At 57.9% G+C, this 24,221-nt stretch carries 23 protein-coding genes and 3 tRNA genes; 13 read left to right on the top strand and 13 right to left on the bottom strand.

What is annotated here, in order from left to right:
• Window positions 1–31 precede the first annotated feature (31 nt).
• Window positions 32–985 (bottom strand): LysR family transcriptional regulator, encoded by a 954-nt coding sequence (locus AB2B48_RS04960; RefSeq protein WP_368300977.1) that lies wholly within the window; start codon window positions 983–985, stop codon window positions 32–34.
• Window positions 986–1,127: 142 nt separating this feature from the next.
• On the opposite strand from AB2B48_RS04960, the gene AB2B48_RS04965 reads away from it, so the two are divergent.
• The 3 genes from AB2B48_RS04965 to AB2B48_RS04975 all read left to right on the top strand — a co-directional run bounded on the left by AB2B48_RS04965 (window position 1,128) and on the right by AB2B48_RS04975 (window position 3,434).
• The gene (locus tag AB2B48_RS04965) at window positions 1,128–1,655 is read left to right on the top strand and encodes an NAD(P)H-dependent oxidoreductase (RefSeq protein WP_185666123.1); all 528 of its coding nucleotides are present in this window, start codon (window positions 1,128–1,130) and stop codon (window positions 1,653–1,655) included.
• A 17-nt stretch (window positions 1,656–1,672) separates the two neighbouring features.
• The gene (locus AB2B48_RS04970; RefSeq protein WP_368301917.1) at window positions 1,673–2,656 is read left to right on the top strand and encodes an aldo/keto reductase; all 984 of its coding nucleotides are present in this window, start codon (window positions 1,673–1,675) and stop codon (window positions 2,654–2,656) included.
• Between the two features lie 133 nt (window positions 2,657–2,789).
• Complete coding sequence (locus tag AB2B48_RS04975; protein ID WP_368300978.1) at window positions 2,790–3,434, top strand: carboxymuconolactone decarboxylase family protein; 645 nt, start codon at window positions 2,790–2,792, stop codon at window positions 3,432–3,434.
• Window positions 3,435–3,447: 13 nt separating this feature from the next.
• On the opposite strand, the gene AB2B48_RS04980 is transcribed toward AB2B48_RS04975, so the two are convergent.
• Window positions 3,448–4,353, bottom strand: coding sequence for a LysR family transcriptional regulator (locus tag AB2B48_RS04980; protein WP_368300979.1), 906 nt, complete (start codon window positions 4,351–4,353; stop codon window positions 3,448–3,450).
• Between the two features lie 169 nt (window positions 4,354–4,522).
• Here AB2B48_RS04980 and AB2B48_RS04985 point away from each other — a divergent pair, with 169 nt between their 5' ends.
• The 6 genes from AB2B48_RS04985 (at window position 4,523) to AB2B48_RS05010 (ending at window position 12,680) form a co-directional block, all read left to right on the top strand.
• Window positions 4,523–5,365, top strand: coding sequence for an SDR family oxidoreductase (locus tag AB2B48_RS04985; RefSeq protein ID WP_368300980.1), 843 nt, complete (start codon window positions 4,523–4,525; stop codon window positions 5,363–5,365).
• A 53-nt stretch (window positions 5,366–5,418) separates the two neighbouring features.
• Entirely contained in the window at window positions 5,419–6,645 is a 1,227-nt protein-coding gene (locus AB2B48_RS04990; protein ID WP_368300981.1) for a multidrug effflux MFS transporter, read from the top strand.
• Window positions 6,646–6,821: 176 nt separating this feature from the next.
• Complete coding sequence (gene hflK / locus AB2B48_RS04995; protein ID WP_368300982.1) at window positions 6,822–8,711, top strand: protease modulator HflK; 1,890 nt, start codon at window positions 6,822–6,824, stop codon at window positions 8,709–8,711.
• Window positions 8,708–9,709, top strand: a complete 1,002-nt coding sequence (gene hflC / locus AB2B48_RS05000; protein WP_185666130.1) for a protease modulator HflC — start codon at window positions 8,708–8,710, stop codon at window positions 9,707–9,709. The genes hflK (AB2B48_RS04995) and hflC overlap by 4 nt, the downstream gene beginning before the upstream one ends.
• Window positions 9,706–10,776, top strand: coding sequence for a protease modulator HflK (gene hflK / locus AB2B48_RS05005; RefSeq protein ID WP_368300983.1), 1,071 nt, complete (start codon window positions 9,706–9,708; stop codon window positions 10,774–10,776). The genes hflC and hflK (AB2B48_RS05005) overlap by 4 nt, the downstream gene beginning before the upstream one ends.
• Window positions 10,773–12,680, top strand: a complete 1,908-nt coding sequence (locus AB2B48_RS05010; RefSeq protein WP_368300984.1) for a heavy metal translocating P-type ATPase — start codon at window positions 10,773–10,775, stop codon at window positions 12,678–12,680. The genes hflK (AB2B48_RS05005) and AB2B48_RS05010 overlap by 4 nt, the downstream gene beginning before the upstream one ends.
• Before the next feature lie 41 nt (window positions 12,681–12,721).
• Here AB2B48_RS05010 and AB2B48_RS05015 read toward each other — a convergent pair whose 3' ends face one another.
• From AB2B48_RS05015 to AB2B48_RS05035, 5 genes are all read right to left on the bottom strand, one after another.
• Complete coding sequence (locus tag AB2B48_RS05015) at window positions 12,722–13,399, bottom strand: anti-sigma factor domain-containing protein (RefSeq protein ID WP_368300985.1); 678 nt, start codon at window positions 13,397–13,399, stop codon at window positions 12,722–12,724.
• Window positions 13,396–13,944: an RNA polymerase sigma factor gene (locus tag AB2B48_RS05020; protein WP_185666133.1), complete on the bottom strand. Its 549-nt coding sequence runs from the start codon at window positions 13,942–13,944 to the stop codon at window positions 13,396–13,398. The genes AB2B48_RS05015 and AB2B48_RS05020 overlap by 4 nt, the downstream gene beginning before the upstream one ends.
• 59 nt (window positions 13,945–14,003) lie before the next feature.
• Window positions 14,004–14,564 (bottom strand): fasciclin domain-containing protein, encoded by a 561-nt coding sequence (locus AB2B48_RS05025; protein WP_185666134.1) that lies wholly within the window; start codon window positions 14,562–14,564, stop codon window positions 14,004–14,006.
• Window positions 14,565–14,657: 93 nt separating this feature from the next.
• Window positions 14,658–15,176: a phosphoribosyltransferase gene (locus tag AB2B48_RS05030; RefSeq protein ID WP_220439758.1), complete on the bottom strand. Its 519-nt coding sequence runs from the start codon at window positions 15,174–15,176 to the stop codon at window positions 14,658–14,660.
• A gap of 87 nt (window positions 15,177–15,263) precedes the next feature.
• Window positions 15,264–15,677, bottom strand: a complete 414-nt coding sequence (locus AB2B48_RS05035; protein WP_185666136.1) for a hypothetical protein — start codon at window positions 15,675–15,677, stop codon at window positions 15,264–15,266.
• Window positions 15,678–15,784: 107 nt separating this feature from the next.
• Between AB2B48_RS05035 and AB2B48_RS05040 the strand changes: the two genes are divergently transcribed.
• Window positions 15,785–16,549 carry a DeoR/GlpR family DNA-binding transcription regulator gene (locus AB2B48_RS05040; RefSeq protein ID WP_333011684.1) on the top strand — a complete coding sequence of 255 codons (765 nt, stop codon included), beginning with the start codon at window positions 15,785–15,787 and terminating at the stop codon, window positions 16,547–16,549.
• A 121-nt stretch (window positions 16,550–16,670) separates the two neighbouring features.
• On the opposite strand, the gene AB2B48_RS05045 is transcribed toward AB2B48_RS05040, so the two are convergent.
• From AB2B48_RS05045 to AB2B48_RS05055, 3 genes are all read right to left on the bottom strand, one after another.
• Window positions 16,671–16,747, bottom strand: a tRNA-Val gene (locus AB2B48_RS05045).
• A 4-nt stretch (window positions 16,748–16,751) separates the two neighbouring features.
• Window positions 16,752–16,828, bottom strand: a tRNA-Val gene (locus tag AB2B48_RS05050).
• A gap of 5 nt (window positions 16,829–16,833) precedes the next feature.
• Window positions 16,834–16,910: transfer RNA gene (locus tag AB2B48_RS05055), tRNA-Val, on the bottom strand.
• Window positions 16,911–17,178: 268 nt separating this feature from the next.
• On the opposite strand from AB2B48_RS05055, the gene zinT reads away from it, so the two are divergent.
• Complete coding sequence (gene zinT, locus AB2B48_RS05060) at window positions 17,179–17,826, top strand: metal-binding protein ZinT (protein WP_185666137.1); 648 nt, start codon at window positions 17,179–17,181, stop codon at window positions 17,824–17,826.
• Window positions 17,827–17,934: 108 nt separating this feature from the next.
• Here zinT and mdtK read toward each other — a convergent pair whose 3' ends face one another.
• Complete coding sequence (mdtK, locus tag AB2B48_RS05065; RefSeq protein WP_368300986.1) at window positions 17,935–19,308, bottom strand: MdtK family multidrug efflux MATE transporter; 1,374 nt, start codon at window positions 19,306–19,308, stop codon at window positions 17,935–17,937.
• A gap of 251 nt (window positions 19,309–19,559) precedes the next feature.
• Between mdtK and AB2B48_RS05070 the strand changes: the two genes are divergently transcribed.
• Complete coding sequence (locus AB2B48_RS05070; RefSeq protein WP_368300987.1) at window positions 19,560–20,198, top strand: riboflavin synthase subunit alpha; 639 nt, start codon at window positions 19,560–19,562, stop codon at window positions 20,196–20,198.
• A 42-nt stretch (window positions 20,199–20,240) separates the two neighbouring features.
• Here the strand turns inward: AB2B48_RS05070 and AB2B48_RS05075 are convergent, their stop codons facing one another.
• Together AB2B48_RS05075 and AB2B48_RS05080 are read right to left on the bottom strand one after the other, a co-directional pair.
• Window positions 20,241–22,196 (bottom strand): FAD-dependent oxidoreductase, encoded by a 1,956-nt coding sequence (locus AB2B48_RS05075; RefSeq protein ID WP_368300988.1) that lies wholly within the window; start codon window positions 22,194–22,196, stop codon window positions 20,241–20,243.
• A gap of 17 nt (window positions 22,197–22,213) precedes the next feature.
• A complete protein-coding gene (locus tag AB2B48_RS05080) occupies window positions 22,214–23,455 on the bottom strand; it encodes an OFA family MFS transporter (RefSeq protein ID WP_368300989.1) in 1,242 nt (413 codons plus the stop codon).
• 206 nt (window positions 23,456–23,661) lie between these two features.
• Between AB2B48_RS05080 and AB2B48_RS05085 the strand changes: the two genes are divergently transcribed.
• Window positions 23,662–24,210, top strand: a complete 549-nt coding sequence (locus AB2B48_RS05085) for a PadR family transcriptional regulator (RefSeq protein ID WP_185666141.1) — start codon at window positions 23,662–23,664, stop codon at window positions 24,208–24,210.
• Window positions 24,211–24,221: the final 11 nt, after the last annotated feature.

The following is a 24,221-nucleotide window of genomic DNA, read 5'->3' on the forward strand; positions in this document are numbered from 1 at the left end:
ATATTTGTGTGATGAATATATCTATTCTGGACTATGCCGCAAACTCCGCCAGTCTGGCCACAGGGAAATGCAGTCTGGGATCCTGGCGGAATGTCTCCAGCAGGTATTCGACGGTCGCCTTGACGCGCGGCGCGACCAGCGCCCGGTGCGGGTACTGAATCACCATTTCATAGCTACCGCTATCGTGCTGCCCGAAGAGCAGCGTTTTTAGCTGACCGTTTTGCAGATGCGCCAGCGCGTGATGGACGCCAACTTGTGCAATCCCCAGACCCAGCAGCGCTGCCTGAAGCTGGGCCTCGGGGGCTGAGAGGGTAACAACGGCGGCGTCCGGTTCCAGCGTTATCAGGCTGCCATCGGGTGCGTGAAAGTTCCAGGGCGACACTTTGCCGCCGAGAAAGCGACGGGCGATCAGATGATGATGCCTGAGCGCGTCCGGGGTGGTCGGTACGCCACACTCCGCCAGGTAGGCCGGTGACGCTACCAGCACCATATTCAGCAGACAGACCGGGCGAGAAATCAGCGACGAATCGACAATGCGCCCGCCGCGGATAGCCAGATCGTAGCCATCGCGGACGATATCCGTCACCCGATCGTCAAAATCCACCTCAACGGAAAGGTCGGGATAGCGCTGACGCAACCCCGGCAGGGCGGGCAGCAACTGCTCGCGCCCAAAAGCTGCGCTGGTGGAGATGCGCACGTGCCCCCGCGTCTCCATTTTCCCGGCCACGACCGTATCGACGGCGGTATCTAGCGCCTCAATGGCGATGCGCGCCTGTTGTAAAAAGGCCGCACCTTCCTCGGTCAGGCTGAGCTTGCGGGTGGTGCGGTTCATTAAACGAACCCCCAGCGCCTGCTCCAGCCCGGCGATATTTTTACTGATGGCGGCGGCGCTCACGCCCTGAAGCCGTGCGGCGGCGGCAAAGCTGCCTGCATCGGCGGCATCGATAAATGAAGTAATGGCGCGCACGCGCTGAGAAAGGTCCATGCCCGGTTCCGGTAGCTGGGGGAATGTACTTCATTATTAACCTTAGGTTGAAAGTACATCAACCATAAGGCCTATTAAAGTTAGTAATAGGTCGTCGCATACTGGCTGTCATTCGAGATAAACATGACAAGGTCATCGACATATGAAAACGCTGGTGGTGGTTTCCCATCCTTATTTCTCACAATCCCGCGCGATCCACGCGCTGCAGCAGACCGCCGAAGAGGCGGAAAACGTGACGGTACGTAACCTGGAAGCGCTGTACGGTGATAACCCTGCGGCCATCGACGTGGCGGCAGAGCAGGCCGCCTATGCGGATGCCGACCGGGTGGTGTTCCTCTATCCTACCCACTGGTTCAACCTGACGCCGATGCTCAAAGCCTATTTGAATGCGGTCTGGACCTACGGCTGGGCCTTTGGCCCCGGCGGCGAGGCGCTGAAAGCGAAACAACTGCAAATTGTTACCACGGCGGGGGCGAGCGAGTTCACCTATTCTCATGACGGGCTGCTCAACAGCACCATGGAAGAGGTGCTCACCCCCATGAAAGCCAGCGCCCGCTACGTGGGCATGGGCTACCGCCCGCCGCTGGCGTTCTATGAGGTGGCGGCCCGTAACAAGGACAAGCTGAGCGAGTTCCAGGCGCGGTTTGCCGCCGAACTGCGCGCGGCATAACCGTAAGGAGAGGCATGATGATAAAACGTCAGTTAGGGCAAGGGCTTGAGGTGTCGGCGCTGTCGCTTGGCGCGATGGGCTATGGCAAAGCCCGCGAGCTACCGGACCGCGAGCAGATGATTGCGCTGATTCGCCATGCGGTTGAACAGGGGATGGATTTCTTCGATACCGCCGAAGTGTACGGCCCCTGGACCAACGAACGGATGGTCGGTGAGGCGCTTGCGCCGTTTCGCCATCAGGTCAAAATCGCCACCAAATTTGGTTGGGATATCGATCAGCAGACCGGCGAGCATCGCGGCGGCGTCAATAGCCGCCCGGAACAGATTCGCCGCTCGATAGAAGGCAGCCTGAAACGTCTGGGGACCGACTATATCGACCTCTACTATCAGCATCGCGTTGACCCGGACGTGCCGATGGAAGAGGTGGCCGGTACGGTACAGGATCTGATTGCTGAAGGAAAAGTGCGCTGGTTTGGCATGTCGGAAGCCAGCGCTGAATCTATCCGACGGGCCCATGCGGTACAGCCGCTGGCGGCGCTGCAAAGCGAATATTCCCTGTGGACGCGTGAGCCGGAGCGTGAAATTTTGCCGACGCTGGAAGCGCTGGGCATTGGGCTGGTGCCTTACAGCCCGTTGGGAAAAGGCTTACTGACCGGAAAAATCGACGCCACCACGGTGTTTGACAGTAGCGATATCCGCGCCCATACGCCGCGCTTTGCTGATGCTGCCCGCGCGAGCAATCAGCAGCTGGTTACGCTTATCCGCCAGATTGCCGACAAACATGCCGCCACCCCGGCGCAGGTGGCGCTGGCGTGGCTGATGGCACAGAAACCGTGGATCGTGCCGCTGTTTGGTACCCGTAGCCAGATCCGCTTTGAGGAGAATATTGGCGCGCTGGAACTCACGCTCGACGCGCAGGACCTCAAACAAATTGCCGATGCCAACATTGAGATTCAGGGCGAGCGCTATCCGGCGGAGGTGCTGCGTTTCTCTGGCCGGTAGTGACGGTATTCATGAAACTGGCTCATAGCCCAGTTCTGATTTCACCGGCTAATCAACCTAAAGCCAACGTCTTATACTTATCCCATTTACCCGTTTATACGGGAGCCTGCGGGCTCCCTTCGGAGAGGCATTGATGCAAAATCCATTAAATGATCGCCAGCAGGCGATGATCCCCATTGCCGCGCTGACAGCCTGCGGTGACATGACCAGACTGACCACCGCGCTGCATGAAGGGCTGGACGCCGGGCTGACCGTGAATGAAATCAAAGAAGTGCTGGTTCAGCTTTATGCCTACTGCGGTTTCCCGCGCAGCCTCAACGGCCTCGGCTGCTTTATGTCGGTGATGAACGCGCGCCAGGCGCAGGGCATTGTCGATGACGAAGGCAAGGCCTCCACCCCAGCGGCCGCGGGATGGGATAGCCTGGCCGCCGGGCGCGATACCCAAACGGCGCTGGTGGGCAGAGCGGTGAGCGGGCCGCTGTTTGATTTTGCTCCGGCTATCGATACCTACCTGAAAGCGCATCTGTTTGGCGATATCTTCCAGCGCGATGTGCTGGACTGGCCCGCACGTGAACTGGCGACGATTTCTGCGCTGGCCGCCATTCCCGGTGCAGAAAGCCAGCTGAAAAGCCACTTTGCCATCAGCCACCATAACGGCATCACCTCAGAGCAGCTTCAGGCGTTTATCGCCGTGCTGGCAGCGACGTGCTCTTCGGACATGGCAGCCAATGCCAATGCGGTTCTGGCGCAGTTTCTTGCTGAAACCGCGAAGTCATAACGCTGCACCTGGCTTAATGCGCGAAGTGCTCGCGCAGGATCTGCGTCAGCAGATTAAACACCAGCCGAACGCGGGCAGGGAGCAGCGGTAGATGCGGGCGAAATATATAGAGCTGCCACGGCTGATAGTTGAGCGCTGGCAGCAGATTCACCAGTTCGCCGCGCTGCAGGAACGGGCGCACGGTAATATCCGCCAGCTGGCTAACGGTGCGCCCAGCGAGCGCCGCCGCCAGCTCGCTGTCGATATCGAACGCGACAAACGCCGGATTGGTCGGGAAAAAGCTGTTGTCGTTAGCAAACTGCCACGGCCAGACGCGGCCGGAGTTGCTGTTACTGAGCGCGCTCAGCGGGTAGTGAAGCTGCAGGGCTTTGAGGTCAGCGGGCTCGCCCAGCCGCTGGATTAACGCTGGCGCGGCGACAATCTGCACCCCGACCGGGCGGATGGTTTTGACGATATAGCGGTTATCCGGTACTGCGCCGATACGAATGCCAATATCAATCTGCTCATCAATAATATTCAGGTGACGACCGGTGTTGTGCCACTCGATGGCAATCTCCGGATAGTCCGACAGCTGATGCAGAAGCTGGCAGATAATATCCCGGTTTTCAAACAGCGGGGGCAGAGTGATGCGCACTTTGCCCGCCATGGCCTGCTCGTTGCGTCGCTGACCTTCGGCGAACAGCGCTTCGCTTTCCGCCAGCAATAGCTCAGCTTTGGGCCAGAACTGCTGACCAAACGGCGTAAGCTTAATTTGTCGGGTATTACGCAGAAACAGCATCTCGCCAAGCTGGCTCTCTAGTTCGGCGATGCCACGGGTAACCTGTTGTGGCGCAAGCCCCAGCTGTGTAGCGGCTTCACGGAATTTGAGCGTTTGCGCGGCGGTGCAGAAAATTTTTAGCGCATCGAGTTTATCGAGCATGGTGTGGACCTGGTGTTCAAAACGTTACTGATCATTATATCTAAAAATGGAATTCTGAAAGCAAGATAAATTCATATACCGGTAATAATTGGCGGCGGATAATAGCCCCATCGAAACGCGGGGCGACAACGCCTGACGGCGCAAATATCAATGGTTAGCAGGGGGATTTATGGTTCAGCGGACATGGCTTATTACAGGCGTAAGCAGCGGTTTTGGTCGTGAAATGGCGCAGCAACTGCTGGCGAGCGGTGAACGCGTGATTGGCACGGTGCGCAGCACGGCGAAGGTGGAAGACCTGCTGGCCGCGTGGCCGGAGACCTTCAGCGCGCCGCTGCTGGATGTCACTGACGGCGCGGCGGTGCGTCAGGTGGTTGATGAGTCCTGGGCGCGCTTTGGCCGCATTGACGTGGTGATTGCTAACGCCGGGTACGGCCTGTTTGGCGCGGCGGAAGAGTTGAGCGACGCGCAGGTACAGCAGATGATTGATACCAACCTGCTGGGTTCCATCCAGCTTATCCGCAGCGCGCTGCCGCATCTGCGTGCGCAGGGCGGTGGCCGAGTGATTCAGATCTCCTCCTACGGCGGCCAGGTGGCCTTCGCCGGAAATTCGATGTATCACGCCACCAAATGGGGCATTGAAGGTTTCGTCGAAGCCGTGGCGCAAGAAGTGGCGCCGTTTGGTATCGGAATGACCATCGTCGAGCCCGGCGGTGCACGTACTGAGTTCCGCTACGGCAGCGCGCAGGTTGCGACGCTGATGCCGGAATACGATGCGACACCGGCGCATAGCTTCCTTAAGATGCTCGACCCGGCGAACGGTCAGGCACCGGGCGACCCGGCGCGGATGGCGGCACGCATTATTGAAAGCGTGGAGGTCAATCCGGCCCCGCTGCGGATGGTACTGGGCTCACAGGCGCTGCAAAGCACCCTATCGACGCTGCGGGCTCGCGTTGCCGATTTTGAAACGCAGCAAGCGCTGGCGGCATCGACCGATTTCCCCGCTGGCGAGTAACGCCTTCACCGGCAGCACGCGTCTGCCGGTTTCTTCTTTTTTGTCAGGACATTATGAGCAGAACCGATCACTCCACGCCGAATAAACGCGCCGCCACTTCCGGGATCTTCTTTATTGTGATTCTCGGTGCGCTGATGGCATTTACCTCGCTTTCAACCGATATCTACCTGCCCGCCATGCCGATGATGGCCGCCGAACTGCAGGGAAACGTCGAACTGACCATTACCGGCTTCCTGATTGGCTTCTCCTTTGCCCAGCTTATCTGGGGGCCGATTAGCGACCGCGTTGGCCGTCGTATCCCGCTGTTTATTGGTATGGTTCTGTTTGTGATTGGCTCTGCCGGTTGCGCGCTGTCGAGCGACATGCCGCAGATTGTGTTCTGGCGCGTGTTCCAGGCGTTCGGCGCCTGTACCGGCCCGATGCTGGCGCGCGCAATGATTCGCGACCTCTATGCCCGCACCCGCGCGGCGCAGATGCTCTCGACGCTGGTGATTATCAGCGCCATCGCCCCGGTGATTGGCCCGCTGCTCGGTGGGCAGATTGTGACGATCGCTTCCTGGCGCGCGGTGTTCTGGCTGCTGGTGGTGATGGGGGCGGCAATGTTTATCGCGCTGTGGTGGCTACCGGAAACGCTGCCGGGCGAAAAACGGCTGACCACGCCCATCAGCAGCGCGTTTGGCAACTACGCTTCGCTGTTGAAAAACCGCGAGTTTATGCGTTACACCCTGTGCGTGAGCTTTTTCTACGTGGCGGCCTACGCCTTTATCGCCGGTTCACCGTTTGTCTATATCAGCTACTACCACGTTGATCCGCAGCACTACGGCTGGCTGTTTGCGGTCAATATTATCGGCGTGATGGCGCTAAGCTCCGTTAACCGCCGCTTAGTGCAGCGCCACCCGCTGCATACGCTGTTGCGGGTCGCCGCCTTTGTGGCCGCGCTGGCGACCGTACTGCTGGCGTTGTCGGTGAAAACGCATATGGGCGGCATGGTGGCGATGGTGCTGACCATCTTTATCTTCTTCTCGATGAACGGCATTGTCGCCGCGGCTTCCACCGCCGCCGCGCTGGATACGGTGCCATCGAATCTGGCGGGTTCGGCCTCGGCGCTGATAGGCTCGTTGCAGTACGGCAGCGGGATCGTCTCATCGCTGCTGCTGTCAGTGTTTAGCGACGGCACGCCATGGGCGATGGCCTGGATCATGATGGCCTTTACGCTGCTGTGCTTTGTGATGGTAATGAAAGGCAAAGGCGGAGAGCAGCGCACGTTGGCGCAGGAATAAGCCTACGGAATATCCGGTTACATATTGATACGAAAATGGTTGCGGCGGCTTATTATATTCTGTTTTGTATATGATAATGATGTTATATCGTAACGCCAAAATCCGCATCCGTTTGCCATTCCTGCTATTACCAGATGTGTTGCAGCCGGGTAGGCGAAACCATTGGGAGCATCAGGGTGTCATTACCACCGCTATTGCAGAATAAGGCGCCGCATCCGCGCCTGTTTTTGCGTCTTACCATTGCTAGATTTTCCCTCTACGGCGTACTGCTGCTGGTCGGCCTGATTTACGCGTTCCTGCTGTTAATCGCAGGAACCGGCCTCTGGCTACCCACGTTCCGACTGCTGCTGGCTATCGTGCTGGTGGCGCTGGCGTTTGTTGATAACGCCATACGCTATGAGAGCCCAGCCCCTGCGGCGCAAAGCGATGAAGCCCCCCCAGCGAGGCCGCGTCAGTTACTCCCTCCCGCCATACAGAGCTGGCTTAACTATTTCCAAAACCACCTGGCGCTGACCGCGGTGCTGTCGCTGCTGGCGATCTTTTTCGCCGTTTCCGGCCTCGCTGACCGCAGCCCCGCCAGTGAAGCCGACACGGCGATAAGCCGGGTCATCCCCGGCATTCTGCTGGTCATCAGCTTCGGCCTGCTGGTTATCGAACGCACCATTGGTTTTAAGACCATCCGCCACTGGCGCTACCAGCAGGAATATGTCGGGCTGACGCGCGTCATGCTGAGCCTGCTGCTCCTGCTGGCCGGGTCGCTGCTGCTGGTGACCTACTCGCCGATGCTGACGCTGTGGCTTATTAAGCTGGGATGCCTGCTGGTGCTGCTGGTGGCATTGGAATATTTCCTGCGCGTGCTGATGGTGATGGCCACCCCGTTGCCACAGGACACCGATCCCCGTTTTCTAACCCGTAGCCTGCTTGCCGCGCAGTATCGCTGGCCGCTACGCCCGCTGGCTTTCGTTCTCGACACGCTGGAACAACGCTTTGGCATCGATCTACGCCAGGTTCAGGCATTTCGTCTGATGGGCAAAACCATCGTCCCGGTGGTTTGCGGGCTGGCGGTGCTTGGCTGGTTGCTGAGCGGATTGACGCAGGTGCCGCTGCATCAGCGGGGCATTTACGAGCGCTTTGGTCGCCCGATGGCGGTGCTCTCGCCGGGGCTGCACGCCGGTCTGCCCTGGCCGTTCGGCCGGGTTCGCGCCGTGGAGTTCGGCGCGGTGCATGAGCTGCGCCTGAGCGATGAGCCGGAGCAGAAGGCGCGTAACGATGTGCCGGACAGCGCTGAAGGCCCGGCACCGCAGAATAGCTGGCGTTTGTGGGACAGTAGCCATCTGACCGACCAGTCGCAGGTGATTGCCAGCCAGGCCGCCGATAAGCAGAGTTTCCAGATAGTGAACATGGATATCCGCCTTATCTGGCGCGTCGGGCTGCGCAATGAAGATGCGCTCAACAGCCAGTATCAGGCGGAAGATTTGCCGGTGCTGATCCGCAGTATTGCCCGTCAGGTGCTGGTGGCGCAGTTTGCCAGCAAACAGCTCGATGAACTGCTCAACGAGCAGCGCGCCAGCCTGTCGACGACGCTCAATCAGCAAATCCAGCAGCGCTTAACCGCGCTGGATACCGGCGTTGAGCTGCTCTCTACCCGTATCGAAGCCATCCATCCGCCAGCCGGGGCCGCCGACGCCTATCACGGCGTGCAGGCCGCACAAATTGCTGCCAGCGCACGGGTGGCACGCGAGCGGGGCTATGCCGCGACGGTGACCAACGCCGCGCGACAAAACGCCGAAACTCGCGAGAACGACGCGCAGGCGTTTGCGGCGGAAAATCTCTCCCGCGCCCAGGCCGCCGCCGCACAGTTTGCCGCCGACAGCCAGGCCTGGCAGCAGGCCGGTCAGGCCTTTATTCTCGAGCGCCGTTACCACATTCTGAGCCAGACGCTGGCCCATACGCCGCTTCTCATCCTGGATAGTCATCTTCAGGGCACCAATGAACCTGTTCTGGATATGCGCCAGTATCCTGCGCTCTCCGATAGCACTGCACCACAGAAGGCCAGCAAACCATGAAGATCCATTCAATCGTTCCTCCGCAGCGTACGGAAAAAGTGGGCGTGCGTCAGACCGTCTCTCCCACGCCGCTGCGTAATAAGCGGGCGCTGCGGCTCGGTATTGCGGCCTTTTTACTGACGCTAGCGGTGCTAACGGCCTGTCTGCTTAACGTCAGCGCGGGCAGCGCGACGGTGGTGACCCGTTTTGGCAACCCGGAGCGCGTGCTGCTATCACCGGGGCTGGCGTGGCGTTTACCGGCGCCGTTTGAAACGCCAATCAACGTTGACCTGCGGGTGCGTTCTACCTCCAGCGGTTTGCAGGATGTGGGGACACGTGACGGCCTGCGGGTGCTGGTGCAGGCGTGGGTTATCTGGAAGGTGAAACCGGACGACGGCAACGTGCTGCGTTTTATCCGCGCGGTACAGAACCAGCCGGATGAAGCGGCGCGCCAGATTCGTACCTTTATCGGCTCGGCGCTGGAAACCACCACCAGTAACTATGCGCTGGCGGATATCGTCAACGTCGACAGCAGCAAGGTGAAAATCGCCCAGCTGGAGCAGGCGCTTCAGTCGCAGCTAAAAGCACAGTTGCTCAACAGCTACGGTATTGAAGTTATTCAGACCGGCATTGAACGACTGACGCTACCGGCTGTGACCCTCAATGCCACCGTTGACCGTATGCGCGCCGAGCGTGAAACCATCGCGGCAGAGCGTACGGCGGAAGGTAAACGTCTGGCGGCGGAGATTCATTCCCAGGCCGATCGTGATGGGCGCATTGTGGAGGCCGATGCTTCCGTCAAGGCGGCGACGATTGTGGCGAACGCCCAGCGCGATGCAGCAACGATTTACGGCAAAGCCTGGGCCAGCGACCCGCAGTTGTATAACTTGCTGCGTTCGCTGGATACGCTGAGCACCATCGTCAATGGTAATACCCGTATGGTGCTGCGCACCGATGCAGAGCCGTTCCGGGCGCTGGTGCAGGGGCCGGATGATCTCAAAGAGACGGCGAAACCATGATGCGTGATTCGCAGATATCCACGCCGTGGGGGCAGTCGTACCGCCTGGCCTTTTTTGCGCTCTACGCGGCGGCGATTATCGCCGCCTGCGCGTGGCTGTTTTCCAGCATCTACCAGATAGCCCCGGACAGCCGGGCGGTGGTCTACCGCTTCGGTAAACCGGTGCGAGTGGAAGGTGCAGGGCTGCTGTTTGCCTGGCCGTACCCGATTGAACGGGTTGAGCGGGTGCCGGGCTCGGAGCGCATTCTTGAACGCGACGTTAGGGCGTTGCAGCGGGAGCAGCAGCTAAGCCAGATTAACAGCTGGGACCGCGATAACGACGCAGGCGCTGGTGCGGGCTACTTGCTGACCGGCGATGCGGGCGTGGTGCAGCTTAACGTGCGGGTGTTCTGGCGGGTCGACGACCCGGTGCAGTTTGCGCTGCAGCGCCCGCATATTGAACCCTTGATTGACCGTCTGGCAGAACGCGCGGCGGCGGTGGTGTGCGTGGGCCGCGATCTGGACTCGATTCTGGTGACCCGCCCTGAAACGCTGCAAAACGACAGTCGTGCGGCGCAGCAGCGTATTCAGCTGCGCAGTGATTTTAAGCAGGCGATGGCGCAAAGCCTGACGCGGTTGGCCGCCGGAGGCAACGATCCGGGCATTCGTATTGAGCGTGTGGATATCACCTCTTCATTGCCGGAGAACGCCGTGGCGGCGTTTAACGCCGTGCTGGCTGCCGGACAGCAAGCGGAGCAGACGGTGGCCAGCGCCCGCACGGCGGCGGCGCTGCGTACCCAACAGGCGCAGCAGCAGGCCGACCGCACGCTGGGCCAGGCGCAGGCACGTGGTCAGGAAATTGTGGCGCAGGCCAACGTTGACACCCGCACCATTGTCCAACTGGCTCAGGCACGTCATGACGGCACCGATGGCGGGCTGCTCCAGCGCGTCTGGCGTGACAAAGTGGCTCATATTCTGGCGCAGGCGGGGCAGGTGATTACCGTCGCACCGGGTGACGACAGCCGTCTTATCCTGCAAGGATTGCCGTCGCAGCCGACTGCGCCAACCAATAGCGAGACAAAACCATGAGCCATCAGTGTAGCCACGGCCATATTCACTTTAGCGGCAATCTACAAACGCCTGCCGAACAGCGGCGTATGCAGCGTCAGTTGACGCTAACCATGGTCACCATCGGCCTGCTGTTGCTGAGCCTGCTCTGGCGGGCCATCGCCCCGGACCAGCCCGGCATTAGCGATATTCTTGCCGGCGTCGCCTGGCTGCTGGTGGCGGTGCCGGTATTTCGTGCCGCGTGGCACAGCCTGCTGCACCCGGACCTGCACGGCGTGACCGACCTGCTGGTGGTGCTGGCCATGCTCGGTGCCTGGGCGCTGGGGGATTTAATGACCGCCGCGCTGCTGCCGGTGATCATGATTTTTGGCCATATCCTCGAAGAGCGTAGCGTGATGGGAACCCGTCAGGCGATCGCCGGGCTGAGCAAGCTGACGCGCAGCCAGGCTCGACGCGTACGCGCCAACGGTGAACTGGAGTCCGTTGACAGCCAGCATCTGCAAGCGGGAGACGTGGTTGAGGTGCGACCGGGCGACCGGGTTCCTGCCGACGGGCGAATTCTTTCCGGCCAGGCCAGTCTCGATGTGGCGCACATCACCGGTGAGTCTGTACCGGTTGAGGCGACAACTGGCATGAACGTTTTTGCGGGCAGTATCAACCTGAACGGCCTGCTGCGTGTTGAAGTCAGCCATACCGGCGACCAGTCGACGCTCGGCAAAGTGATCGCCCTGATGAAGGATGCCGAGCAGGCAAAACCACCGATCACCCGTATGCTCGAGCGCTACGCGGGCCACTACCTTATTCTGGTGCTGCTGATTGCGGCGACCACCTGGTTTTTAACCTACAACAGCCAGGCCATGCTGGCGGTGCTGGTCGCGGCGTGTCCTTGCGCACTGGTGCTTTCGGCTCCGGCCACCGCGATGGCGGGTATTGCCGTCGCGGCGCGGCACGGTATTCTGATCCGTAATGCGGCTTTTCTTGAGGAGCTGGCGGATGTCGATGCGCTGATCGTCGATAAAACCGGAACGTTGACCCAGGGGCGTTTGAGCTTTGTGGAAGCGGTGTTAGCGACGGATCTCCCTCGTGAGAGAGTGCTTGAACTGGCGGCTGCGCTGGGTGCCACCAGCAACCACCCGGTTAGCCGGGTGCTGGCGGAGACCGTGGCCGCGCCGGGTAACATCGGGTTGCGTGAGGTCGAAGAGATTCAGGGCGTCGGTATTACGGCGACAACCGATGACGGCGTTGCGCTACTCGGACGGCAGGCGCTGTTTACCCGGCATCACGTGCCGGTATCGCCATTACCTGAGCATGAAGGCCCGGTAGTCGGGTTGGCGCTCGATGGCGTTTTCCTCGGCTGGTTCCTGCTGGAAGATACCCTACGCCCGGAAGCGCCTGCGGTGATGGCTGAACTGCAATCGCTGGGCGTTAACCGTGTACAGCTGCTGACCGGCGATCGGCTGGCGGTTGCCGAGCGCGTGGCACAGCAAGCGGGCATTAATGAATTGGCCGCTGAAGCGCTACCGGCGGAAAAATTGCGTCAGGTGCAGGAGATGGTGGATGACGGCTGGCGGCCAATGGTCGTTGGCGATGGCATCAACGATGCGCTGGCATTAAAAGCGGGTGCAGTGGGCATCGCGATGGGCGGCAGCGGTGCGGATATCGCGCTGGCGTCGGCGGACGTAGTGCTGGCGGGCGGTGATTTGCGCCGCTTGCCGAGCGCTATCCGCCTGAGCCGTAAATGCCGTTCGACGCTGCAGGTCAACGTCTTTATCGGGTTGGGCTGGACAATTCTTATCGTCGCTGCGGCGGCGATGGGATTGCTGGGTTCGGCTGGCGCGCTGATTGCGGCGGTGCTGCATAATCTCAGCACGCTGCTGGTGCTGCTCAACACCGGGCGCTTGCTGCAGTTCGATGAGACCCACTAAACCGAGCGTGGCAACACCGCGTTGCCACGCGCGTTCTTGCGCTACAGCGCTCTGACGCTGCCCTGATACACCACCGGGCCGGACGGTCCAGGCAGCGGAGAGCCACCTGGCGGTTCCAGGCTGATGGCCAGTACGGTTTGATTATCCAGCGCCTCGGCGGGGAGCTTGAAGGTATTACCGTCACGCTGGGTGATAAGCCCGAGTGAGCGCGGAGGGGCGCTGCCTTTGATCATCCACAGTTGTAGCGTTTTGTCGTGCGGCAAGGTGACATCCAGCGCCGAGACCTGAAGCGTGGAAACCGATTTATCCAGCATCACCACGAACTGCTGTTCGGAATGCTTGTCGCTAAGAATAGCAATGGTCTGCAGGGCAGGTGCGGCGTCGGGTTTTATCACCTGAGTGAAGATAACAACGCCGCCCAGCGCCGCGGCAAGCGCCCAGCCGAGCCAGAACAGAGAACGGTTTCGCACCGTTGAAGCGGCGTGAGCGGTCTGAGGTGGCACCAGATCGCGCGCGATGAGCTGCCAAAGCCCAGGCGAAGGCGAAACCTCGCGGCTGGTGACGTCAATAGCGCTAAACGCCTTCTGCCAGCGCGTGACTTCGGCGGCGAAATCGGCGTCCTCATCCAGACGTTTATCTAGCTGCCGTCGCTTCAGTGGGTCGACTAACCCCAGCACATAGGTGGCGGCTGACAGTGTTTCTTTCTCTTCCGTGCTCATAGGCCAATACACTCCCTGAGGTGCGTCAACGCGCGGCGGATCCAGCTTTTCACCGTGCCTTCCGGCTGGTTCATCGATAGGGCAATCTCGGTTTGCGACAGGCCGCGATAATAGGCCAGCGCGATACTTTGGCGTTGCTCGGCGGGTAAATGGTCCATGCAGTGATGAAGCCGACGCGCCTCCTGATGCACGTCATCGCCGGGCGGTGGCGCCTGGAAGCTGTCTTCGGCCTCGCTTATCTCCTCAACCGAACAACAGCGATGTTCATGCTTGCGCAAATAATCAATCGCGCGATTCCTGGCGATATGGCAGAGCCAGATTTGCGGTTCGCTGCGCTGCTCGTCGTAATAGATGGCCGATTGCCAGATTTGAATAAAAGTATCGTGGAGGATCTCTTCGGCCCAGTCACGACGTCTGACCATGCGCAGAATGATGCCTAGCAGCTTGGGGGAGAGGAGGTGGTAGAGCTGCGCCAGGGCATCTTTATCGCCGCAGGCTATCTGGTTCATTAATCCGGCATGAATATGAGGCGCATTAGCTGTCATCGGATTCCCTTAAAGGTGCAGCCACACCAAGAGTGGCTGCACACAGTATAGGCAATGCTTTACGGCATCAGCACAGTATCGATAACGTCGATCACACCGTTACTCTGATTGACATCATAAGTAGTGATATTAGCGATATTGCCGCGCACGTCTTTAATCTGAATATTGTGCGGCCCATTTGCCATCACCCACAACGATTCACCGTTAACGGTTTTCAGCTCAGCCTTCCCGCCGCCGGCTTTAATTTTTTTCTCCAGCGCTTTCATATCGAGCTTCCCTGAAACCACATGATAGGTGAGCACGCTGGTGAGTTTTTGTTTGTTTTCGGGTTTAAGCAGCGAGTCAACGGTGCCTGCTGGCAGTTTTTCAAACGCCGTATTGGTTGGGGCAAAGACGGTAAACGGCCCCGTGCCTTCGAGCGTTGGCACCAGCCCTGCGGCTTTGACTGCCGCGACCAGCGTGGTGTGATCTTTGGAGTTCACGGCGTTCTGCACAATATTTTTAGAAGGGTACATGGCAGCACCGCCGACCATCACCGTGCTGTTGTCCATCATCGCTGCCTGAGCAGCACCGTTGACGATCAGGGTAGAAAAAAGCATCGTTTTAAGAAATTGTTTCATTTTCACTTCCCTCATTGGTTGTTTTAGGAAGGGTTGATGTGCCCTCATCTGTTAATACGAATGAAGAAAGGAAACGGATGCACAAAAAATAAATTATTTTATCAGCCGAGCCACATTGGGCCGATTACGGTATTTGTTTTCCCACGGCATCCCATAGCCCACCAGTAGATCGTCATTCTCCATCTCCCACGCGTAGTACTGCTTCACCGGGATTTCCACGCGACCCGGCTTCACGAACAGTACCGCGACCGACACAGAGGCGGGGCGATAGTTTTCCGCCAGGTGCGCAACCAGACGCTTCATGGTGCCGCCGGATTCAATCGCGTCGTCAATCACGATGACGTGCCGGTTGGTGATATCTATATTCTGGTGATAGACGATGGTCGAACCGTTATGGCGATCGCCCGGCGTATGGGGGCAGGAGATATAATCCATGCTGATATCAAAATCTAATTGCCGGGTCAGGTCGGCGGTGAAGAGGATCCCGCCGGGTACCACGGTAATGACCACGGCATCGTGAAAATCGTGGTTTAGCTGCATCGCCACGCTGCGGACGCCTGCCGCAATTGTCGCTTCATCAAGGATAATTTCGCCAATACGGTGATTGCTCATGTTAACTCCTGGTGTGAATCCATCACAATCGAGCATGATGGCTATGAATAAACGTCACGATATTGCCCGGAAAATGTCGGCTGACGTTTAGCCGACGGAGATCACCGTATCTTGTAAGATCCCGGCGATGATATCGCGCGCTTCACGGGGCTCGGGAAGCTCACGGTGTTGCCCACTGTGGTACTGTGAAAGCCAGTAGGTCAGCATCCCAAGAACCAGGCGTACGGCGCGCCCTGGCGCAGGAAAGGTCGCTGAGGCCGCGCGGGTCAGACAGTCGGTAATGGCTGGTTGAATGGCGATTTGCTGGTCACTGGCATGCTGAATGAGCGCGGCGTACAGCGGTTTCAGACTGCCGCGACGGGATTCGGCGTAATACTTAAGGAACAGATCTTCCGCGCAAGCGACCGGCTGAGCGCTAAACCAGGCGTGGGTCCGCTGCTCAAGCTGCTGCAGATGAGCGCTCAAACCCTGGGGTAAGGTGATGCACACACGATGCTCCATGATGTCGGGAGAGTCCTGCCTGACGGCAACAGTGGGCTAACAGATAGCGCCACTATGATACATTGTGATAGATTGTGCAATATATTGATCGTTTTTGGGAGATTGCCTTGATTGATTATGATGCTTTACCCGATCAGCGACAGGCGTTTATTCACCAACTGCTGGTGAGAACCGGCCGGGTGATTGGGGCCGATGTGGCGCGACAGCTTGGGGTCTCAGAACATACGATTCGCCGCGACCTGCAGGAACTGGCGCGTCAGGGGCTGTGCAAGAAAGTCTACGGCGGTGCCGTCAGTCAGCTGATTGCCTCAAGTTCTCTCGCCTCGCGCATTGAACAAAACGTCTCTGAGAAGTCGCTGGTGGGGCGTAAATGCGCTGAGCTGTTGAAGCCAGAATCCTGCGTTTTTATTGATTCCGGCTCGACCTACCTGGCGATGGCGGCGTTTATCCCTGAGGATATTGAACTCACGATTGTCACCAACTGCCCGCAAATCGCCGCGGCATTAGGCGCCAGAACCCACGGTGAACTGATTCTTTTGGGCGGCAAAGTGAATCCGAAAACGGGGAGCACGCTCAGTTCAGACACGGTGAATCAGGTGCGGGAGATGGTTTTTGATCAGGCGTTTGTCGGCGTCTGTGGCCTGGATCTGCAGGCGGGGTTGAGCGCGGTCTATTATGAAGATGCCTGTTTTAAGAAGCAGGTTATTGCGCAGAGCAATGAGGTGATTACCGCCGTCACGGCAGAAAAAATCGCCCAGGTAGCCCGTTATAAAGTGGTTTCCTGCGAAGAAATTGATGTGATGGTGGTGAGCCCTGATACCCCGACGGCGGATTTCGATCACGGTAATATACGCATCGAAAGGGCGGAATAGCGTTTCTTCTGGGAGGGTGAAAACCTTCCCATTTCGCTGCACGACAGGCGCGAGTGAAATGATGGCTACATAAGGGTTTTGTATGAATGCTTGAGAGGGATATTTCAGAGATAAAACAGAATGGTGCGTCTGAATGGACTCGAACCATCGACCCCCACCATGTCAAGGTGGTGCTCTAACCAACTGAGCTACAGACGCATAATGGTGCGTTTAATTGGACTCGAACCAACGACCCCCACCATGTCAAGGTGGTGCTCTAACCAACTGAGCTATAAACGCATTAATGGTGCGTCTGAATGGACTCGAACCATCGACCCCCACCATGTCAAGGTGGTGCTCTAACCAACTGAGCTACAGACGCATTGTTGCTTGCGGCAACGGGGACGAATATTAGCGGCAGCGGCGGTCGGTGGCAAGCGGAAAATGTGTGATTTCACCCGACTGGAGAACTTTTGCCCATATTGCGCGCGTTTTAGCGCGCCTGCTGAAAATCCGTTGATCTCGCAGCATTTTATTTATCCAGCGCTCGCATGGACGCGAGGGAAAATCAGGACGGTCTGTGTGGTTGAGATATGAATTGTTATAATATAACATCTCATTTTTCTCGCATCAGTTAAGGACAAATAATCATGAAACTTCTGGGTAAAGTGACGCTGGCAGTGGGGGCGCTGGTGATGGCAGGGCAGGCATTCGCGCATGGCCATCACGATCACGGACAGCCGTTAACCGCGGTGGAGCAAAAGGCAGCCGAGGGCGTATTCAACGATAGCGACGTCAAGGATCGCGAACTGAAAGACTGGGAGGGTATGTGGGAGTCGGTGAACGCTTTGTTGCTATCCGGTGACCTGGACCCGGTTTTCCAGCAGAAAGCCGATAAAGATAAGCGCAAAACTTTCGCTCAGATTAAAGCGTATTACCGCAAAGGCTATGCCACCGATGTGAATATGATTGGCATCGAAAACGGCACGATGGAGTTCCATTCGGGCGACAAGGTGAGTTCATGCCAGTACCGCTACGCGGGACACAAAATTCTGACCTATACCTCCGGTAAGAAGGGCGTGCGTTATCTGTTTGAATGTCAGGATGCTAACAGCGCTGCGCCGAAGTTCGTCCAGTTCAGCGACCATATTATTGGCCCGCGCAAGTCCAGCCATTTCCACATTTTTATGGGGAATCAGTCTCAGGACGCGCTGTTGGCAGAAATGGATAACTGGCCGACCTATTATCCGTATCAGTTGACCAAAAAACAGGTGGTTGATGAGATGCTGCACCACTAAGTCAATACTAAGTCAATCGACTCCGGGGCCTTCCCGGAGTCGGTGCGTTGCACCTCGTCCGGGCTACATTTGAGTGTAGCCCGGCCAGGCGAAGCGTCGTCGGGATGGTTAACGCGAGGCGCGCTGAAGAATCACCACATCCGGTTGACGCTGCAGGAAACGCATTCTCAGCATCATCAATACCGCCGCCGACGTCAGACCAATAATAAAGCCCCACCAGAAGCCCGCCGGGCCCATCCGCGGCACCACGATATCGGTCAGCGCCAGCACGTAGCCGCACGGCAGCCCCAGCACCCAGTAAGCGATAAAGGTAATAAAGAAGATCGAACGGGTATCTTTATAACCACGCAGAATACCGCTGCCGATAACCTGCACCGAGTCAGAAATCTGATACAGCGCCGCTAGCAACATCAATTGGGCGGCAAGCGTCACCACTTCTGGATTATCGTTGTACAGCAGCGCGATATGCGTACGCATCAGGGTGGTAAAAATGGCCGTACACATCGCCATGCACACGCCGACGCCGAGCCCGGTACGCGCGGAAACCTGCGCATCCGGCGTAGAACCCTGCCCAAGACGGAAGCCCACGCGGATGGTCACCGCCGCCGCCAACGACATTGGCAGTACGAACATCAGCGAGCTAAAGTTCAGCGCAATTTGGTGACCAGCAACGTCGACAATCCCCAGTGGGGAGACCAGCAGCGCTACCACGGCGAACAGCGTGACTTCAAAGAACAGCGCCAGCGCGATGGGCAATCCCAGAGAAACCAGACGTTTCAGGATGGCCGTATCCGGGCGGGAAAAAAGCTCTTTATTGCGGATATCGCGCATTGAGCCCGCATGGCGGACGTAGTAGAACATGCTGAAGAACATCACCCAGTAGACCGAGGCGGTGGCGACGCCGCAGCCTACGCCGCCAAGTTCCGGCATGCCAAAGTGGCCGTAGATAAAGATATAGTTGACCGGAATGTTAACCAGCAGACCAATAAAGCCCATCACCATGCCGGGCTTGGTTTTCGCCAGCCCTTCACACTGGTTACGCGCCACCTGGAAGCACAGGTAGCCAGGGGCTCCCCATAACAGGGCGCGCAGGTAGCCGACCGCTTTATCCGCCAGCGCCGGGTCAATGTTATGCATGGAGCGGATGATATATCCCGCGTTCCACAGCACGACCATAATTAATACGGAGACAAGCCCAGCCAGCCAGAAGCCCTGACGAACCTGCTGTGCGATACGGTCGCGTCGACCGGAGCCGTTGAGCTGGGCAATCACCGGGGTGAGGGCCAGCAGTAAGCCGTGACCAAAGAGGATCGCTGGCAGCCAGATAGAGGTACCGATGGCGACGGCGGCCATGTCGGTGGCGCTGTAGCCGCCCGCCATAACCGTATCGACAAAGCCCATCGAGGTTTGAGCAACCTGCGCGAGGATAACCGGGATAGCCAGCGCTAATAACTGCCGCGCTTCACTAAAGTACTTCTGCACGTGAACACCTGTATTGTTGTTATTTATTCTCGCCGTACGCCGGGTACGGGAGACAGAAAAGCCGCCTTAACCGGCAGCAAGAAGAATAAATAGAGGATTTGCTCCATTATTGTAGCGAGGATTTGCTTTTAATCTAGTCAAAAAATAGGTGGAGCGCCGGGGAAGGTAGCAACCTGTTTTCTCAACTGCTATTGTGCGTAGCAGACGAATCGGTAGACGTACCGTAATGATTATCAACAGGAGTTAACTGCATGTTCACTGGTATTGTGCAGGGCACGGCAAAAATCGTGTCCATTGATGAGAAACCGAATTTCCGTACCCACGTTGTGGCGCTGCCGGAACACATGCTGGCTGGCCTTGAGACGGGCGCATCGGTTGCACACAACGGCTGCTGCTTAACGGTCACGGAAATTAACGGCGACCAGATCAGTTTTGATTTGATGAAAGAGACGCTACGCATTACCAATCTGGGCGATGTGAAAGAGGGCGACCTGGTTAACGTTGAGCGTGCCGCGAAGTTCAGCGATGAGATTGGCGGTCATTTAATGTCGGGTCATATTATGACCACGGCGGAAGTGTCTAAAATCCTGACCTCCGAAAACAATAAGCAGATCTGGTTCAAGATTCAGGACCCGACGCTGATGAAGTATGTCCTGTATAAGGGCTTTATCGGTATCGACGGTATCAGCCTGACGGTCGGTGAAGTGACGGCAACGCGTTTCTGCGTCCACCTGATCCCGGAAACGCTGGAGCGCACCACGCTGGGTAAAAAACGTCTGGGCGACCGCGTGAACATCGAAATTGACCCGCAAACGCAGGCGGTAGTGGATACCGTTGAGCGCGTGATGGCGGCAAAAGAAGCGGCAACGCAGCAGGCTGCGGCGGAATAATCCAAAAGCATGCCCGGCGCAGGCCGCGCCGGGCGTTTTCATCTATACGTCCATTGCTGCATGATGCCCTTGATAGATGGCCGTCGTAATCGTCGACACCTTCACGCAGTCACCCACCTGAGCAACCCACGGCGCGCAGTCGCGCAGTGCTTCAATCACCTCATGGCGTGAACGCTGCCCCAGCGCACAAATCACCGATTTCCCGCTAATGTTCACCTGCTCACCGCGCGCGTTTTCACAGCGTACGCCGTCATCATCAATCGCCAGCGCGCGATGTTCGGTATAGACCGCGATCCCTGATTTTTCGATTTCAGCCAGCAGCAGCGGGCGATGGCGAATATTGGCATCGGGCGACAGTTGAGCGTTCATTTCAATGAGCTTAACCCGCTTATGCTGACGCGCCAGGTGAATCGCCACCTCGCATCCCGCTAGCCCGCCGCCGAGAACCACGACGTCATCGTCGATCTCATCCTGATGGTGGTGGTAATCGTTAATCAGCACCACGTTACGATGATGGATACCCGCAATCGGCGGTACGTTGGCCTCTGAGCCAGCGGCAATAATCAGCGCATCGGGGTGAATGCTGTCGGCAAGTTCCGGCGTCACCGGCGTATTCAGGCGAATATCCACCCCGGCCTCGGCGCACAGTTTGCCGAGCGTTTGTCCCAGCTGGTACATCTCGTATTTAAAGTCGATGGCCTGCTCACCAATAAGAATGCCGCCCACTTCGTGGTTCTTCTCACACAGCACCACCTCGTGACCACGGCGCGCGGCGGTCCATGCCGCCTGCAGGCCACCGGGGCCTGCGCCAACGACCAGCACTTTTTTGCGCTGGGGCGCGCGAGGGATCTCAAGGCCGTCGCGTTCGCGGCCAATCAGTGGGTTAACGGTGCAGCGGCGGGTTGAAGTTTCAGCACGTTCGGCCATACAGGTAAAACAGCGCAGGCAGCGAATAATGGTGTCGTCCTGGTTGGCCATCACTTTATTCGGCAGCGCCGGGTCGGCGAGCAGGGCGCGCGCCATCTCGACGATATCGGCCTGCCCGGAGGCGATAATCTCCTCCATCATCTGCGGATCGTTAAGGCCGCCGACCGTAGCGACCGGCACGCTGACGTGTTTTTTAATTTCCGCTGCCAGATAGACGTTGCTGCCGTGTGGCAGGAACATTGACGGATGAGTGAGTCCAAATCCACGCTGATAGGTACCCGCGGAGACGTGCAGGATATCGACATGGCGCTCCAGCAGTTTGGCGATTTCAATCCCTTCCGCCAGATCGTAGCCCCCGTCGAAAAGCTCAGACCCGCTCATGCGGAACTCGATAGGGAAACCGTCGCCCACCGCGCGTCGCACGCTTTGCAGGACTTCAATGGCAAAGCGCACGCGATTTTCCCGCGAGCCACCATAACCGTCGGTGCGTTTATTAAACCACGGCGAAAGGAACTGGTTGATAAGCCAGCCGTGGCCGCCATGTACCATCACCATCTCGAATCCAGCACGCTTAGCCAACGCCGCTTTCTCACCGTAGGCTTCGACAATCTCAGCAATTAACGCTTCGGTCAGCTCGTGCACCTCGCGTCCATCAGGGCGCGTGCCCTGGCTTGGCCCCCATTGATAAAGACCCTCTTTCTGATTTTTATCCGTCAGATAGGTACCCGCATACTGGCCCGAATGTGAAAGCTCCACGCTGGCAATCGCGCCGTGGCGGCGAATAGCATCGGCGGTGTAGGTAAAGCTGGCGAGCGAGCCCGGCGTTTGCAGATCCAGATGAAACATATGCGAGCCTTCGGTTTTCGGATGCACCACCAGTTCGCTGACGGTGACGTTCGCCACGCCGCCTTTGGCACGGTTTTCGTAGAAGGCGGTGGAGGCCGGGCCGATGGTGCAGTCGGCAGTGATGTCGGTGCCGCCCATCGGTGCGCCGAACATCCGGTTACGGAAATAGACGTTGCCAATTTTAATGGGCTGGCAGAGGTGTGGGTATTTGCGGGTGATAGACATAGTGTGTTCTCCAGAACTTACTGAAACTGTGCGTGTTTATTGGTCGCGCGGAAGATAAGCGCCAACAGCAGCGCGGCGACGCTAAAGGCCATGCCGATGGGGAATGCGGCTTTGTAGCTGTGGCTGCTTGCGAAGGTGGCGCTCATGATGGTCGGGCCGACGTAGCCGGCGATGGCGAAGCCGCAAAACATGATGCCGAAATTGACGCTGTTGAAGCGCGCGCCGAATTGATCGGCGGTAAAACCGGGAAAGACGCCCATAAACGCGCCGAAGCACAGGCCGATGATTGAGATACCAACATAAAACAGCAGGTTGTCGCCGGGGCCTGCTAGATAGAGCAAGTAGAGGCCGGGCAGGGAAAGGATGCAGGCCAGCATCAGCGTATTGATGCGGCCAATTTTGTCGGAAACGACTCCGGCGAGCACCCGCCCCAGCACGTTAAACAGCGCCAGTACGGAGACGGCGAGCGTGGCGGCGGCGGTTGACATCCCTATCATCAACCTGGCCAGCGGTGACGCGAGTGAAATGCACATCAGCCCGGCCACGGCGCCGCAGGTCAGCATGACCAGCATCAGATAGAAGTTGGGAGTGCACAGCATCTGCCGCCAGTTTTTGTCGGGGGAGACACCGCCCAGCTTTGTGCCCTGCGCTGCTTGCCAGCCTGCCGGCGTAAAGCCGTCCGGGCATTTTTCCATCACGAAAGCGCAGGCGCAGACGATGACCGCGAAGGTCAGGCCAATAATTTTAAAGGCGGCGAGAATACCCGCCTCAGCGGTAATCCACGCGGCAATGGGGGGGATAATAACCGAACTGATACCAAACAGCGCGGTGGTGATGCCGCCAACGAAGCCGCGTTTATCCGGGAAAAACTTGATTGAGGTACTGATGGTCGCCCCATAGACCATACCGAGGCCCAGGCCGGTGAGGATGCCATAGGCCCACACCAGATGGCTGACTTCGGTGGCATAACCGCAGAGGATCATGCCGCCGCCAAACATCAGACCGCCGATGAAAATCACCAGTTTCGGACCCAGCGTGTCGTTGATTTTACCGCCGGTAATCATGGTGATGGGGCCGACCGAGTTACAGACTACGAACACAATCGCCAGGTTTGCCGAACTGATTGTGCTGCCGTGCAGCCCGGAAAGGTACTCCGCCATCGGGGAGGCGAAAATGCTCCAGGCGTACATCGACCCGACGCAGAGGTTGATAAAGCAGCTGGCGGTGAGGATCCACCACCGTTTCCTTGAGTAATCCATTTTTCATCCTTAACCGTAATTTTGGTGTTCATTAACTAAATCAATATTTTATTAACAAGCTGACACGTTAAAGCAAACTGCTAACGACGCTAATCCACACTGATAAACATGTCAATGTTTACATGTTTGTTTTGACATGTTGATCAAAGCGGATATGACGGCGCGGCGTGGTATACTCAGCGGGGAAAAACATCAGGTAGGGCACAATGAAAGTTTTAACCTATGCCATTCTTGGCTTGTTAAACCGGACGGCGATGACCGGATATGACATCAGCAAAGCGTTTAACCATGAGTTAGCCAAATTCTGGCATGCCAAACACAGCCAGATTTATGGCGAGCTGAAGAGCATGTTTAACGAGGGGCTGGTGACTTACGATATTGAGATCAGCGGCGATATTCTGGAGAAGAAGAAGTACAGCATCACCGAGGCCGGGCATCAGGCGCTGATGCAGTGGCTGCATAAAGATGAGCCAATTGAGAAAACGGCAAAGGACGTGTTTCGGGTGCGGATGTACTTTTCCAGTTATCTGGATCTCACTACCCGTATCCATCTGCTGGAAAATCAGCGGATGCAGCACCTGGAGCGGCTTCACGTGCTGCAAAAAACCATGGAACAGTATCCGCAGGTGCCGCCGCTGGATAGCGATCGTTTTGGCGATTTTATCGTGTTGGAAGGGGCGATTGAACGTCAGGAAGGGATGCTGCGCTGGATAGACCGCTGCATTGGCTATTGCCGAAGCGGCGAAAGGGGATAAAAGCGTCTGCG

Source organism: Kluyvera sichuanensis (assembly GCF_040930405.1).
GTDB lineage: Bacteria > Pseudomonadota > Gammaproteobacteria > Enterobacterales > Enterobacteriaceae > Kluyvera > Kluyvera sichuanensis.

What these genes read in the sequence shown, in the direction of transcription:
- AB2B48_RS05070 (WP_368300987.1), top strand. Translation starts at nt 19,560, where the DNA reads ATGTTCACTGGTATTGTGCAGGGCACGGCAAAAATCGTGTCCATTGAT.
- AB2B48_RS04975 (WP_368300978.1), top strand. Translation starts at nt 2,790, where the DNA reads ATGCAAAATCCATTAAATGATCGCCAGCAGGCGATGATCCCCATTGCC.
- hflC (WP_185666130.1), top strand. Translation starts at nt 8,708, where the DNA reads ATGAAGATCCATTCAATCGTTCCTCCGCAGCGTACGGAAAAAGTGGGC.
- AB2B48_RS05025 (WP_185666134.1), bottom strand. Translation starts at nt 14,564, where the DNA reads ATGAAACAATTTCTTAAAACGATGCTTTTTTCTACCCTGATCGTCAAC.
- AB2B48_RS04980 (WP_368300979.1), bottom strand. Translation starts at nt 4,353, where the DNA reads ATGCTCGATAAACTCGATGCGCTAAAAATTTTCTGCACCGCCGCGCAA.
- AB2B48_RS05075 (WP_368300988.1), bottom strand. Translation starts at nt 22,196, where the DNA reads ATGTCTATCACCCGCAAATACCCACACCTCTGCCAGCCCATTAAAATT.
- AB2B48_RS05085 (WP_185666141.1), top strand. Translation starts at nt 23,662, where the DNA reads ATGAAAGTTTTAACCTATGCCATTCTTGGCTTGTTAAACCGGACGGCG.
- AB2B48_RS04965 (WP_185666123.1), top strand. Translation starts at nt 1,128, where the DNA reads ATGAAAACGCTGGTGGTGGTTTCCCATCCTTATTTCTCACAATCCCGC.
- AB2B48_RS05010 (WP_368300984.1), top strand. Translation starts at nt 10,773, where the DNA reads ATGAGCCATCAGTGTAGCCACGGCCATATTCACTTTAGCGGCAATCTA.
- AB2B48_RS05020 (WP_185666133.1), bottom strand. Translation starts at nt 13,944, where the DNA reads ATGACAGCTAATGCGCCTCATATTCATGCCGGATTAATGAACCAGATA.
- AB2B48_RS04960 (WP_368300977.1), bottom strand. Translation starts at nt 985, where the DNA reads ATGGACCTTTCTCAGCGCGTGCGCGCCATTACTTCATTTATCGATGCC.
- AB2B48_RS05080 (WP_368300989.1), bottom strand. Translation starts at nt 23,455, where the DNA reads ATGGATTACTCAAGGAAACGGTGGTGGATCCTCACCGCCAGCTGCTTT.
- AB2B48_RS04990 (WP_368300981.1), top strand. Translation starts at nt 5,419, where the DNA reads ATGAGCAGAACCGATCACTCCACGCCGAATAAACGCGCCGCCACTTCC.
- AB2B48_RS04970 (WP_368301917.1), top strand. Translation starts at nt 1,673, where the DNA reads ATGATAAAACGTCAGTTAGGGCAAGGGCTTGAGGTGTCGGCGCTGTCG.
- AB2B48_RS05035 (WP_185666136.1), bottom strand. Translation starts at nt 15,677, where the DNA reads ATGGAGCATCGTGTGTGCATCACCTTACCCCAGGGTTTGAGCGCTCAT.
- AB2B48_RS05015 (WP_368300985.1), bottom strand. Translation starts at nt 13,399, where the DNA reads ATGAGCACGGAAGAGAAAGAAACACTGTCAGCCGCCACCTATGTGCTG.
- zinT (WP_185666137.1), top strand. Translation starts at nt 17,179, where the DNA reads ATGAAACTTCTGGGTAAAGTGACGCTGGCAGTGGGGGCGCTGGTGATG.
- AB2B48_RS04985 (WP_368300980.1), top strand. Translation starts at nt 4,523, where the DNA reads ATGGTTCAGCGGACATGGCTTATTACAGGCGTAAGCAGCGGTTTTGGT.
- AB2B48_RS05030 (WP_220439758.1), bottom strand. Translation starts at nt 15,176, where the DNA reads ATGAGCAATCACCGTATTGGCGAAATTATCCTTGATGAAGCGACAATT.
- hflK (WP_368300983.1), top strand. Translation starts at nt 9,706, where the DNA reads ATGATGCGTGATTCGCAGATATCCACGCCGTGGGGGCAGTCGTACCGC.